The 14,343-nt window shown below is 43.1% G+C and carries 11 protein-coding genes; 4 read left to right on the forward strand and 7 right to left on the reverse strand.

Annotated features, from left to right (window positions below; all coding sequences use genetic code 11):
- The first annotated feature begins 102 nt into the window (after window positions 1–102).
- From ACT3QN_RS00075 to accC, 3 genes are all read left to right on the forward strand, one after another.
- Entirely contained in the window at window positions 103–1,470 is a 1,368-nt protein-coding gene (locus tag ACT3QN_RS00075; protein WP_444522055.1) for an MATE family efflux transporter, read from the forward strand.
- 240 nt (window positions 1,471–1,710) lie between these two features.
- Complete coding sequence (gene accB / locus ACT3QN_RS00080) at window positions 1,711–2,142, forward strand: acetyl-CoA carboxylase biotin carboxyl carrier protein (RefSeq protein ID WP_102092842.1); 432 nt, start codon at window positions 1,711–1,713, stop codon at window positions 2,140–2,142.
- Window positions 2,143–2,265: 123 nt separating this feature from the next.
- Window positions 2,266–3,627 carry an acetyl-CoA carboxylase biotin carboxylase subunit gene (gene accC, locus ACT3QN_RS00085; protein WP_444522054.1) on the forward strand — a complete coding sequence of 454 codons (1,362 nt, stop codon included), beginning with the start codon at window positions 2,266–2,268 and terminating at the stop codon, window positions 3,625–3,627.
- 145 nt (window positions 3,628–3,772) lie between these two features.
- Here the strand turns inward: accC and ACT3QN_RS00090 are convergent, their stop codons facing one another.
- Both ACT3QN_RS00090 and leuA read right to left on the reverse strand, forming a co-directional pair.
- Complete coding sequence (locus tag ACT3QN_RS00090; protein WP_444522053.1) at window positions 3,773–4,405, reverse strand: hypothetical protein; 633 nt, start codon at window positions 4,403–4,405, stop codon at window positions 3,773–3,775.
- Between the two features lie 217 nt (window positions 4,406–4,622).
- Window positions 4,623–6,407 (reverse strand): 2-isopropylmalate synthase, encoded by a 1,785-nt coding sequence (leuA, locus tag ACT3QN_RS00095; RefSeq protein WP_444522052.1) that lies wholly within the window; start codon window positions 6,405–6,407, stop codon window positions 4,623–4,625.
- Window positions 6,408–6,628: 221 nt separating this feature from the next.
- Here leuA and ACT3QN_RS00100 point away from each other — a divergent pair, with 221 nt between their 5' ends.
- On the forward strand, window positions 6,629–7,117 hold the full coding sequence (locus tag ACT3QN_RS00100) for an Lrp/AsnC family transcriptional regulator (protein WP_444522051.1): 489 nt from the start codon (window positions 6,629–6,631) through the stop codon (window positions 7,115–7,117).
- On the opposite strand, the gene ACT3QN_RS00105 is transcribed toward ACT3QN_RS00100, so the two are convergent.
- The 5 genes from ACT3QN_RS00105 to ACT3QN_RS00125 form a co-directional block, all read right to left on the reverse strand.
- A complete protein-coding gene (locus ACT3QN_RS00105) occupies window positions 7,114–8,367 on the reverse strand; it encodes a YbfB/YjiJ family MFS transporter (protein WP_444522134.1) in 1,254 nt (417 codons plus the stop codon). The genes ACT3QN_RS00100 and ACT3QN_RS00105 overlap by 4 nt on opposite strands.
- Before the next feature lie 146 nt (window positions 8,368–8,513).
- Window positions 8,514–9,857, reverse strand: a complete 1,344-nt coding sequence (locus ACT3QN_RS00110) for an ABC1 kinase family protein (protein ID WP_444522050.1) — start codon at window positions 9,855–9,857, stop codon at window positions 8,514–8,516.
- A gap of 170 nt (window positions 9,858–10,027) precedes the next feature.
- Window positions 10,028–10,837: a HesA/MoeB/ThiF family protein gene (locus tag ACT3QN_RS00115; RefSeq protein ID WP_444522049.1), complete on the reverse strand. Its 810-nt coding sequence runs from the start codon at window positions 10,835–10,837 to the stop codon at window positions 10,028–10,030.
- Window positions 10,838–10,878: 41 nt separating this feature from the next.
- Window positions 10,879–11,751, reverse strand: coding sequence for a peptide chain release factor N(5)-glutamine methyltransferase (prmC, locus tag ACT3QN_RS00120; RefSeq protein WP_201571438.1), 873 nt, complete (start codon window positions 11,749–11,751; stop codon window positions 10,879–10,881).
- Window positions 11,752–11,801: 50 nt separating this feature from the next.
- Complete coding sequence (locus tag ACT3QN_RS00125) at window positions 11,802–13,718, reverse strand: AmpG family muropeptide MFS transporter (RefSeq protein ID WP_414558579.1); 1,917 nt, start codon at window positions 13,716–13,718, stop codon at window positions 11,802–11,804.
- Window positions 13,719–14,343 lie beyond the last annotated feature (625 nt).

Below are 14,343 nucleotides of genomic sequence, written 5' to 3' on the forward strand. Positions count from 1 at the left end.
CTCTCCTTACTGCGTCAATATTAATCGATTGATGTCAGTGTTTGTTTATTAATAACAACTACTTTAATAACACTTACTGCAAAGAATAAAAAGTTGCTTACCATGGTTTTTCCTTTGTCTTTCAAAGATTTTAAAAGCTACAGCTTGCGTTTAGGCGTACTTGCATTCCCTATTTTAATCACTCAGTTTTGCCAAGCAGCACTTGGGGTGGTCGATGCCATCATGGCAGGTCAAGTCTCGGCGCTTGATTTGGCTGCGGTAGCAGTTGGGTCTGGTATTTGGCTACCGCTGTTTTTATTGGCCACAGGTGTGCTTATCGCAACCACGCCTCTCATTGGTGAAGCGATTGGTCAAGACCAACATGGTCAAGTGCCGCACATCACGCAGCAGTCTTTATGGACTGCAGGTGTCATTGGTATCATCGGTTTTATTATAGTCAATCTGGCTCCCAATGTTCTTGGCATCATGGGTGTACCTGAGAATATTCAACCGATAGCAACGCAATATTTACATGGCGTCTCATTTGGTTTCCCAGCGCTTGCTGTGTATGCCGTGCTACGCAGTTATTGTGAGGCATTAGGCCGTCCTGAGCCTGTCACTGTCATCAGTGTTATTGGTCTACTCGCAGACATTCCTTTGAATTATATTTTTATTCACGGGCTCTTTGGTATGCCCGAAATGGGCGGAGCAGGCTGCGGCGTGGCAACAGCATTGGTATTATGGATAAATGTCCTATTGCTTGCTGCCTATACTAGCTTTACCAAGCGCCGCGAATTTGTGAGCACGCGATTCTTTTATGGTTTTTCAAGTCCCAATCGCACACAGATTAAAAAGCTATTAAAACTTGGTATTCCCATTGGCGTCTCTATCTTTTTTGAAGCCAGTTTATTTAGCTTAGGTGCACTTGTTATCAGTCCATTAGGTGAGCTGGCAACAGCGTCGCATCAGGTGGCACTGTCAGTCACCTCTCAGCTATTTATGATACCGATATCTGTCGCCATGGCGCTCACTATCATGATATCCAATCGATTTGGTCAAAAAAATCTACTAGCACTCCGTCAAGTGCAAGCTACTGGGCTTATTTGGACGGTATTAATTGCTTTGACTTGTATGCTTGGAATATGGTTATTTAGACCAGAATTAGCAGCAGCATTCACTGACAATCCAGAAGTCAGGGCTCAGTCCATGCATTTGCTTATCTTTGCACTTGCCTATCAGTTATTTGATGGCTGGCAAGTCAATGTCGCTGGTATATTGCGCGGTATGCAAGATACAACTATCCCGATGTGGGTAACGCTTTTTTGCTATTGGTTAGTTGCTCTACCGCTGGGTGTCTATCTAGTGCGTTTCACTGACGTTGGTGCTCAAGGCTTTTGGATGGCATTGATTACAGGTTTATTCTTATCATCTATCTTACTTACTTTGCGCCTACGCTATCAGCAAAAACGTTTAACTGTGCTGTGGGGTTAGGCTAACTATTCATGGATTGTATTTTATAGCCATCATTAGTGTCATCTGATCATACAGACTATGAAAAATCGTAGATATTTTCTTGCTAAAAAGATGGCTTACGTCAAAATATGTAAAAATCTTCAGTTAACAACTGTACATTGATTGCTCATTGTCTTGAATCTAGGTATCATTAGCAATTAATTAGACAATATTTAGTTACACTATTTCTCGAATTTAGTACAAGGCCAGATAAAAACTATGGATATTGAAAAAATACGCACCCTCATCGCCCTTATGGAAGAAAGTGAACTGGTTAATTTAGAAATCAGTTCAGACGACGAGCATATTAGCTTAACTCGTCACTATGACGCACCTGCGCCAACTATGATGGCTGCTCCAGCTGCGAGCGCTGCTCCTGCTGCCGCTGTTGAAGGCAAACCTGCAGAAAAAGCAGGTAGCGTTGAGTCTTCACCAATGGTTGGTGTTTTCTATTCAGCACCAAGCCCTAATGACCCACCATTTGTGAAAGTCGGTCAAAAGGTTCAGGCAGGTGATACTTTAGGTATTATCGAAGCCATGAAAATCATGAACCCGCTTGAAGCGACTCAAAGTGGTATTGTTGACGAAATCTTGGTAGATAACTCTGAAGTCGTACAGTTCGGTCAACCTGTCATACGCTACAAAGCGTAACGATATTTGCCATACTTTATTTCATTATGGCTGACTTTTGATATATAACGCATCAAAGCCAAATAACATGATGCCATGTATCGAAACTCAGTCCATGACTGACGCTTCGACAAGGATGAACCCATGATAAAAAAATTGCTCATTGCCAACAGAGGTGAAATTGCTCTGCGCATCGTCCGCGCCTGTAAAGCGCTAGGTATCCAAACGGTAGGTGTCTACTCTACTGCTGATGCCAATCTGATGCACTTGCGCTTTGTTGATGAGGCAATTTGTATTGGCAAGCCTAATGCTAACCAAAGCTACCTTGATATCAACACCATCTTAACCGCTGCTGAAATCACTGGTGCAGATGCTATCCATCCTGGCTATGGCTTTTTGTCTGAGAACGCTGAATTTGCTGAACAAGTAGAAGAAGCAGGATTGACCTTCGTTGGTCCTAATGCTGATCATATTCGCCTCATGGGCAATAAAGTTTCTGCCATCAACGCCATGAAAAAAGCTGGCGTACCAACTGTACCTGGTTCAGTTGGCGCTGTAACCCTGCATAATGCCGAAGAACAAGCCCGCAATATTGGCTTCCCACTACTGATTAAAGCAGCTTCTGGCGGCGGTGGACGCGGTATGCGTGTGGTTGAACGCTTTGATGAACTAATGGGTCAAGTGCAAGCTGCCAAACAAGAAGCTGAGCTATGGTTTGGTGATGATACTGTCTATATGGAGCGCTATCTACAAAACCCGCGCCACGTAGAAGTACAGGTGCTAGGTGATGGTAACGGTAATGCTATTCATTTATATGATCGTGATTGCTCATTGCAGCGTCGCCATCAAAAAGTACTAGAAGAAGCACCTGCCCCAGACATTCCAGATGATGTACGTGAGCCAATCTTAAAAGCTTGCGTAAAAGCATGTGAGCTTGTTAAGTACCGCGGTGCTGGCACGTTTGAGTTCTTATTTGAAAACAATGAGTTTTTCTTTATTGAAATGAACACTCGTGTACAGGTTGAGCATCCAGTGACTGAAATGATCACTGGTATTGATGTCGTCGTCGAACAGCTCAAAATTGCAGCTGGTTATGGCCTGTCTTATCGACAAAGTGAGATTGAGATCCAAGGTCATGCAATTGAATGTCGTATCAATGCCGAAGATGCGGCGACTTTCGTGCCTTGTCCAGGTACTATTAGCCAACTGTTCACGCCAAGTGGTTCTGGCATTCGCTTTGACTCTCATCTATACCCTGGCTATGAAATACCGACCTATTATGATTCATTGATTGGTAAACTGATCTGTCATGGTCAAACTCGTCAGCAAGCCGTTGCTAAGACTATACATGCCCTTGATGAGCTAATTATTGAAGGCATTAAAACCAATATACCTTTGCATCGTGATGTGATTTTAGCCGACGATAGCTTTACCCGTGAAGCGCAAAACATTCACTATCTTGAAAGAGAGCTGTTGAATACGAACAAAGATAAAGAAGAGTCGTAGACTGAAATGCTATAAAGCTCGATAAGCTTAATAAGTTTCACTACAACCCTCATTGGAAAAAGAAAAAAAGCCGCTATCAATATAGCGGCTTTTTTTGTTATCAATAAATTGTCGATTATACGTAAAATACAACGAGCATGCCTGATTACGGCAACACTCTATTGAAGTTCATAAAGCATTCGTTACCATCAGGGTCAGCACACCATTGCATTTGGTTGCCATCATGATTGATAAATGCAATCAACGCTTCATCAGTCTGGTCAATCTGGTTACCTGAGCAATCTATTTCATTATTATCATAAACGGTCTTAATCGCAATAACTGGCAGCCCTTCTTCACGGTGGGTGACTAGATAGCGGCCGTATGTCCACTCTTCGCCACTAACAGACCACATCTCATTATCTGCACTGAAATTATATAACTCACGGCATTGATTAGACTTACCAGCTGACGCCAGTAAGTTTTTGCTAGTCACTGGTTTAATGTTTAGAACCCGCTCTTCACTTTGAGTCAGTACGCCGCCGTCCATGCCTGTCATCACCTTAGGCTCTGCACTGCTGGTCTGTTGTTTACTACTTAACAACTGATTAGCCTCCGCTTCTTTAGCCATCGTGTCACGAGTAGAAGGACCGCTGCTATCCAAGTCTATCTCCCACTGTCCAGCAATAGCTGGACTAATATGAGTGGTAATGGTCGGCTTGGTAATAGCCTCACCATTTGCAGGTATTGAGGCCAAAATAGATGCCAGGGTGAATGAAGCAAATGAGATAGGTTCCATAATTAACCTTTTATTTATAATATTTTAATATATACATTAGCGTAAGTCTTAGACACTAAAAACACAAGTAACATTATGCTATTGCTCATATACATGTAGTCGAAATATCATAGGTCTTTACGGCAAAAAATAACGCCAGCGCTTTACTTGCTAGAGACAAGGAGCGATGGCGTTATTAGCATACAGAATTTTATGTAATATCAGTTGCTACTTAATGCTAAGCAGCTTCTGTATTTAGTGCTTGCGCGAAGGCTGATAATGCCCCTTTGAGCATGGCTGATACCGTGCTACTACAAGTACCGATACCAGAATAGACCTCACCATCAACATTTAGTTGAATGTAAGCTGCCGCATTGGCATTGGTTTTGTTATCGCTATTGGTATCATCGTCGATACCATTGCCACTGTTATGATGCGGGTTAATCGCATGCTCTGCATAGTTAATAATATGTAAGGATTTGCCAGTATGCTGCGCAAGTCCGTCAATAAATGATGATAATGGTCCATTACCCGTACCATCAATATCAATGGTATCGCTATTCATTTGTACTTGACCACTAAAGTAAACCTCACCGCCTTTATTGTTAACACTATAATCTAGTAATTCAAACTTACCTTGCTGCAAATAAGTCTCTTCAAAGGTTTGCAAGATTTCATCGTTCTGCAACTCACGTGCAGCCGCTTCAGCTTGCTTTTGTACCACACGGCTAAAGTCAATCTGCATCCAGCGTGGCAAGTTAAAGCCATAGTTACGCTGCAAGATATATGCAACGCCGCCTTTGCCCGACTGACTATTGATACGTACCACATCTTGATAGCTACGACCAATATGCGCAGGATCAATTGGTAGATACGCCACGTCCCAAACATTGTCTGTTTCGCTCTGATGGCTCTCATTGTAGTCGAGAGATTTTTTGATCGCATCTTGATGTGAGCCACTAAATGCTGTGAAGACCAACTCGCCTACATAAGGATGACGTGGGTGCAATGGTAAGTTATTGCATTCGCTCACAACCTGTACAATTTCGCTCATATTGCTGAAATCAAGCTCAGGATCGATACCTTGACTAAACAAGTTCATGGCCATAACCATAATATCCATGTTGCCTGTACGCTCGCCGTTACCAAGTAATGTACCTTCGATACGATCTGCCCCTGCAAGCACACCTAACTCAGCGGCCGCTACGGCACAGCCACGGTCATTATGAGTATGCAAGCTCACAATCACGTGCTCACGCTGTTTTAGATTGCGGCAAAAGTACTCTACTTGATCAGCAAAGACATTGGGCATAGAAGCCTCAACCGTCGCTGGCAAGTTAAAAATAACTTCCTGACCCTGCTGTGGTTGCCACACGTCACACACTGCATCGCAAACCTCTACAGCATATTCAGTCTCTGTCTGACTAAAACTCTCTGGCGAGTACTGAAATACCCAATCCGTCTCAGGATACTTTGCCGCATACTCTTGTAGTAGCTTGGCACCAGCAATAGCAATCTCTTTGATTTCAGCTTTATCTTTGCCATAGACTTTTTCACGTTGTACACGGCTGGTTGAGTTATAGACATGGACAACCGCACGTTTGGCACCTTTTAATGATTCAAAGGTGCGAGCAATCAAATGCTCACGCGCTTGTACCAATACTTGAAGCGTTACATCTTCAGGTACGTGGTTTTCTTCGATAAGCTTACGTGCAAAATCAAACTCTACCTGCGCCGCTGATGGAAAACCAATTTCAATCTCTTTAAAACCAACATCTACTAAGGTCTTAAAGAAGCGCATTTTTTGTTCAATGGTCATCGGATCAATCAGCGCCTGATTACCATCACGCAGGTCCACACTTGCCCATATTGGTGACTTCTCAATCGTCTTGCTTGGCCAAGTACGATCTGGCAGCGATGGCGCAAATGCAAATGGACGGTATTTACGGAAGTCAAAATCGGCACTTTTTGGTGTGATCTTTGCAGTCCCTGTTGCTGCAGTATGCGTGGCTTGGTCAGACATAATCAATCCTTAGGTGATATGGTTATTTGTATATTTAGCTAGGCGATTAGCTGTTAATTAGACCCGTATTTATCATACGAGATAACTACTGGTCATGCCTTAATAATATCAAAGTTTAATCGAGAGAAACCTGCTTTCTTTTACTTTATTTTCTATTATTTTAGTGGAAAAACACAATTTAGATATTATAATCGAATAAATCCACTATTAAGGCCTTAAAAATGCAAAATAATCATATTGATAGTACAGGGATAGTAGATATAGACGAGATAGATAGACAGTTGCTACGCTTATTGCAAACGCAAGCGCGTATGAGTATTACTGAACTTGCTGAGCGAGTCAATCTGTCTGCTACCCCTTGTGCACGTCGTATCAAACGCTTGGAAGATGCAAATATTATCACCGGCTACCATACCAAAACTGATGCGCAAAAACTCGGCTATCCGCTAGCTGTGTTTATTGCTATTAGTATGGATCGACATACAGCAGAACGTTTTGAACAGTTTGAACGCAAGGTTCAGAGCTTTGAAGAGGTCATTAGCTGTAGTATTGTCACAGGACGTACAGAAGACTATCTTATCAAGGTAAGAGTTCGTAATATGGCACATTATGAAGAGTTTTTATTGCACCGTCTCAATCGTATTGAAGGTGTGGCTCAAGTTCATACCAGTTTTGAATTACGAGAAGTATTTAGCCGTAGTGTGGTTTAAGCGGTCGTTGGCGACTGTCGACGGAACCATATCAATAGCACCAATCCAACCAACAATCCGATAGCAGCGACAAGCAACCCAGCATTGAAATTACCCTCTTTTCCTGCCAGTGCCACCGTGACCAAAGGTCCTAAAAACTGTCCTAACGCATAAGCCAGCGTTGCCAAGGCAATCAACAAATTAGAATAGGCAGGATTGATGTTTTTAAACAGCGTAAGTGTCATCGAAACCATACCGACAAAGGTCAATCCTAAAATCGCAGCATTGCCATATAAGCCAAGCGCCCCATCAAACCATATAGGCAAGCACATCCCAAATGCTTGCAATACCGTCAGCCCCATTAAGGTTTTTAGCTCACCGATACGTTTGGCAAGCGCGCCCCATAGTGGGTTTGACAACATCGCAAAAATACCAACGACCAACCAAATCATCAATCCAGCATACATCTGTGTCGTTAGACGCTGCGCTGCCATGACGGGTAAAAAAGTTGCTGAACTAATATAACCAAACCCTGCGAGTACATAGCTAATAAAAAGCAAAGTAAGCGCTTTATGATGTCCAGAAACTGCTTCATATAAAGAACGTTTGAAGTTTAAATAGGTCTGATGTACTGACACGTGTTGCTTGTCATCAATCTGTTGCGATCCCAAACTCTGTACTTGTCTGGGTTTTACTGTATAAAGTAGCCATACAAGCGGTAAACTAGTGGCACCTGCTACCAGCCAAATTATATCGAAGTGATAGCCCAACTTTAATAGCCACCATGTCACTATGGCAGAGGCACTAATACCAACACCAATACCTGCATAATGGACTGCTGATAATACAGAACGGCGCTTAGGGCTAAGGTTTTGAATCACAAATGATGAACTCAGAATCATCGCTACACCACTTGCAATACCGGCAATTAAGCGAATGATATACCATAGCGTGAGCGACATATTTGGTATAACAAGCAACATCGTAGTGACAACACTTACAACCGCCCACAGTGTCATCGCCTGCCATGTCGAGCGCTGGGGCACAAACATAGCGATGAGAGCGCCGATAAAGTAGCCAATATAATTGATTGATGCCAGCCAGCCTGCAATCGTCGTTGATAGCGACAACTGCACCATAATATCAGGTAAGGTAGCGGTAAAGAGAAAGCGTCCATAACCCATAACGACTGCCATGCAGTACATACCGATACAGGCAATGGCAGCTTCGTTAGTAATTGTCGGGACCATACGGCCTTTAAAAGTAGTCATCATGACAGAGCCATTTTTGTGGCAATTAGCACACAATCCTTTGTGTTAGACAGTCAAAAGCGGTAATAAAAAAACGTAGAAGTAAAGCAATTATTAGGTATATTAGGCCGGCATAAAATATTCGAGAAAATAAAATATTATAGAAACTATGATACGTTTAATGTTGGCGGCTCTATCGTATCTTGTCCTAGCATTTGTACACGCTGATCGCTAAACATGTCCATATCTGGAGCTAGCGTACGCATAAAACGATCAAAATACAACATCTGTTTGGTTAATAACGCAAAGTCGCGCGGGAAATGGATACCATGACGTTTACCAACTTCGACAATCTCAAGCATCATTTGATTAAGCTCATCGGCTTGCTCTTTGCTATTGAAAGGTACACCACTCGTGAAAGTTTTATCTTCTGCCATAATGGTGATCATCATACGCTGAAGGTCATTTCCTAATGCAGCCACATCGACTTTATTACCACCATGCGTCATTTCCATATCAATCATATGACGAGCCATAGCTTGATAGTCACTGTCTTGCATGGCTTGCATCATACCCATGCAAGCCCGCCAGCTCTCAGCTTTTAGTTTGCCGACGATACCAAAATCCAAAAATCCAATACGGCCATCAGTCAATAGCATCAAATTGCCCGCGTGCAAATCAGCATGAAAGCTATTGCATAGCATCAGACTAGCAAACCATGTGTTTAAGGTGTCTGCCATGACTTGAGCGGGATCAGCGCAATACTGACGCATGAGCGATTCATCAACCATAGAGACGCCATATAGACGGCTCATCGTCAGGACACGCTTGGTAGTTAGCGCTTCATATACCGTTGGTGCAACCACGCGGGTATTACCTGATATCGCTAAGAACTGTTGAAAATCGCGGATGTTTTGTGCTTCAGCAATAAAATCAGTCTCGGCAAGCATACGCAGACGAATCTCATCGATAATTGGCGCAATGCTGGCGAACTTCATCGATGGCATAACCATCTCAAGTAGCTTAGTTACGCCATGCAATACACCCAAGTCGGTCTGCATGATGGTTTCGACGCCAGGCTTTTGTACCTTTAGCACCACTTCATCACCATTGTGCAATCGTGCTGCATGCACTTGAGCGATAGAGGCGGATGCTAGTGGCTCTGAGTCAATATGCGCAAACTTATCAGCGAGCGTCATACCATCAATCGCCAGCTCCTCTGTCAGAACTTGCTCGATATAAGCATAAGACAATGGCGTGGTTTGATCCAAACAGCTCTGGAAAGCCTTGACATAATCACGTGGAAACAGCGACGGTGTACTGGCGATAAACTGACCGATTTTGATATAAGTCGTACCTAACTGCTCAAAGGTTTCTTTGAGTAGCATAGCGTCAGGTTTTTCACCTTTTGCCACTCTTAGCGCAGACAGACCTGCCACGCTCGCTGTTTGGCGAACACGATTAACGACATTAAAAGTATGCTTTAATAAATGCGGACGATGAATTTTCATAAAAAACAACTATGGTAATAAGAAGGAGGTTTGAAGATAGGCAATACAATATAAAAGTGCGTTAAAATCAGATTATTCAGTTATAGTCGGTTCGATATAATTTGGATACAAGGAAGGCAAGTGAAAGTACTACAACTCGTAGACTAAGCAAGCTTAACACCGTATCCAATTTATAGAGAGCTGACTATAGGACTGCTACAGACAGGACACTGTGAGTCTTTTCGATAGCCCATCAGCCGCTGCTGCATCTGACTACCATCCCATATGAGCAGCTTGTTTGTCAGTGGATTTTTGGTTAATCCCAAGTACTGCAACGCAGCATTGGCTTGTAGATTACCCATAACCGCAGTGGTACTCGCCAGTACTCCTGAATTGGCACATGTACGTTCGTCAGCGACTTCATCAGGTACTACTGAGCCAAATACGCAATGATAGCAACCAGTGTCGAGCTGAGGTTCGAACAGTGCTAGCTGTCCTTGCATCGCAATTGCCGACGCAGACAATAGAGGGATCTGGTAGCGTACACTAATACGATTGATGATGTCGCGCGTGGCAAAATTATCCGTACAGTCTAAGAGTAAGTCCGGCTTGCCTGCTGCCATATCGAGCAATTCATAAGCGTTGGCTTCATCTAACCTTGCCACTGTTCCGCGAGCTTTTATCAAAGGATTGATACGCGCTAACATATGCGCTGCGGTCAGTGCTTTGGGTCTACCAATATCGTCCGGTAAAAATAGCGTCTGGCGTTGTAAGTTGCTCGCCTCAATCTCGTCATCATCAATCAGATGGACATAACCCACCCCAGCACGCACCAATGTCTCAGACGCAGGACAACCAAGGCCGCCTGCCCCTATTATGACCACACGTGCTGTCTTTAATCGCAGCTGAGCGTCCATATCCCAACCGTCTAATAATACTTGCCGAGCATAACGCAGCAGCTCGTCATCCGATAGCTGTACCATCTCTTCTACCATATTCATCTACAACCTATAATCAAAGAAATCTACTACCAAAAAACTATCTACTGGACTTGCCCTAGCGTAACGCGATCATTATCACCGTAGTCTTTTACGGTATGTACTGATTCAAAACCACTATCCAAAAACAACTTGCGAACAGCATCACCTTGATCATATCCATGTTCAATAGCTAATAACCCACCTGTACAGAGATATGTCGTTGCTTGCTGGACGATATGCTCGATATCAGCCAAACCCTGATTGGATGCACTGAGCGCACTAATCGGTTCAGCTGTTAGACCTGCCAAATGCTCGTCTGTCTCGTCAATATAAGGAGGGTTGGAGACGATGATATCAAACTGCGGCTCATCATTAGTAGGTAGCGCTTGATACCAACTGCTTTGGAAAAATTCGACATTGGCAACATTATTGCTCACGGCATTGTGCTGAGCAACTTTGAGCGCCTCTGACGATAAATCGACTGCCACGACTTGCAAATTAGCGTGTTTTAATTCATGGGCAAGACTGATAGCGATACAACCTGACCCTGTCCCCAAGTCTAGTAATCGTTTATTACTAAGTTGCGCTGGCTGAGCGTTTATCCAGTTCAATACCTGCTCGACCAGTACTTCGGTATCAGGCCTAGGAATCAAAGTATGCTCGTTTACCTTAAAGCTAAGCGACCAAAACTCCTGCTGTCCGGTTAGGTACGCAAGCGGTATGCCTTGCTGCATTTTTACCACGCCGTCATTGAACCGTGCGACCTCACTATCAGTGAGCTGATAATCTTCATCCGTCATCAACGCTATCGCAGGCTTATCAATGACATACAACAACCAATCCGTTAGCCAAAACGACGGTAGCCGATTATTTGACTCACCATTCGTCAGTTGTTGAATCTGCTGCTTGATTTGACGAATGGTCGATATGGTCATAGATAGCTCTTAAATAACAGTGAATGAATAAAGGTAAAATACTGTTTAGCCTACTCTGATGCGCGTGGTGGCTCTTTGGTATCGGTCAGGTTAGGATTGGTTTTGCTCAGTTTGTCACCTACCCCATTGCCGCCGCTACTATCATTATTGTCATCACCATAAATATCATCGTTATCACCAATGACAATATGTCTATCAACAAAGTAAATCAGTGCCAGAATTGGAATACCGATAGCGAAGGTAAAGATAAAGAAAAACGGATAACCCATATTATCGACGATAGCACCAGAATAACCACCCATTACTTTTGGTATCAGGGTCATCAATGAGGAAAAAATCGCATACTGTACCGCGGTAAAACGAATCGATGTCAGTGCTGATAAGAAAGCGATGAATACGGCGCTCGCAAGGCCCGCAGCCAAGTTATCAAATATCACTGCCATATACATGATTGGCAAGCTACCTGGGTTGTACGTCAATACCACAAACAACAGGTTGGTCGCACACGCTAAAATTGCACCAATCATCATGGCATGCATGATACGGAAACGTTGAGCCAAAATCCCGCCCAAGAAGCCACCTGCAATTGCCATAATCACACCGACTAGTTTTACGGCATTGGCGATATCCGTTTTGCTAAAGCCCATGTCTTGATAAAAGACGTTGGAGATCACGCCTGCGACGATATCTGAGATACGGTATAGACCAATCAAGGCTAAGAGTAGCAGGGCTTTTTTGCCATAACGTCGGAAAAAATCTAAAACAGGCTCGATCCATGTTGCCATGGCCACTTCTTTTTTCACCAGTCCTACTTGTACCAGTGCATAACCTGCTGCCATTGCCGCGCCTAGGCTTACTAACAAGTGCAAGGTTTCTACAAAGAAACTAGAAAAAGCGCCTTCAAACTCGGGCAGGACTTGCCCCATCAATATGTAAGCAGCGATAAAGGCAATCACTGAAAATACAAACAACGCTACCAGTCTGACGTAGTCTTCACGAGTTTCAGCAACCAACGGGGCTTTGTTAATGATTTTTGGTTGGTTAATAATGAAGTACAGCAATAACAATGGTGCGCATGCGACCAATGCTAAAAAGTAAAACTTAATCGCTGGCATTACCATTAGTGGTATCAAGGCCACTGTGCTATCAAATACTGTATTGATCAAAATATTAATCAGGTAAATAACACCAAACAGCAGACCTGGGATAAGTAGTAACGCTGAATAAATCAGGAATACTTTTAAGTTACCCTTCTGCTTTTTACTTTGCAGGGTCTCAGCGGTTGGCTCATAACTGGCAAATGTCGTTAATACCCCTAACGTCATAACCCCTGCCATGATGTAATAGGTGTTGCGCCATGCTTCATAACTATAAAATGTCTCATTTGAGCCGAAATAATCAGCCAAATATAACGCGCCTGCCCCTGCGACAATCATACCGATACGGTAGCCTGACACATAGATAGAGGACAGAATAGACTGCATAGACGGCGGCGCAAGCTCAATACGGTACGCATCAATCACGATATCTTGCGTCGCAGAAGAGAACCCAAGCAACACGGCCGCGCCTGCCATATAAACCAAGACATCTTCGCTAACAGGATTTACCCTTGCCATCAAAAAGATTGCCAGCACGATAAGCAGCTGTGATACCACCATCCAACTACGACGACGCCCTAGCCACTTGGTCAAAAACGGTACAGGGAGCGCATCAATCAATGGCGCCCAAATAAACTTGAACGAATACCCCAGTGCTGCCCAGCTGAACATAGTGACGACACTACGATCAATGCCTGCTTCTCTCAGCCATAGCGACAGACTTGAGAAAATCAGCAGAATAGGTATACCCGCTGAAAACCCCAAAAACAGCATAATAATGACACGAGGATCGAGATAAGCTTTTGTAGCCTCGCCCCATGACTTTTTGGCAATTGGTTGATTGGGCGGTACAGATTTGACAGCAGACATAATAACTCACCAACAATTCAGACAAAGAACACAACCGCGCACAATTTTTATCAATCTTTAAAATCAGTTATCGACAAAAGGATCGATAAAAATTGCTCTACGTTGCACCAATATTATCATTACAACAAAATCCAGTTATGGTACTTGAGAACCTTTATCTTGACTAGATGTTTTTGCATTAACTTAGCGATTGCAGACCATGTGCAATCGCTTATATTTCTTAATCGTAACGCAAAAAACCGCAGTGTCTTACCAAGGTTATCTTAGCTCTCTTTTTTATTGCTAATTTCTGTTTTGAAAGATGTCTGACAATGACATTATTTATAGGTAATATAAAGGTAGTAGTAAAACTGACGCAGGCTTCATTAGTTGGGTGTACTCTATTGGTTTATTCTTAATTGGCGATAATAAGCGCGGGCGTTAATAATGATTGAGATAAACAAAACATCAAGTCTTTTATGATTGGTAATTTAAAACTTATAATTCTTATATATTAGTTTTATAAATCTACTCAGCTTAGTTATGCTTTGTACATAAACAACGACTACCGAGATTCACGGTTTGTTCTTTTCTATTATCATAGCCTAGGAGTTATACCATGTCCGACTCAACCAATAACACCACT

The organism is Psychrobacter sp. AOP7-C1-14 (assembly GCF_052376135.1).
GTDB lineage: Bacteria > Pseudomonadota > Gammaproteobacteria > Pseudomonadales > Moraxellaceae > Psychrobacter.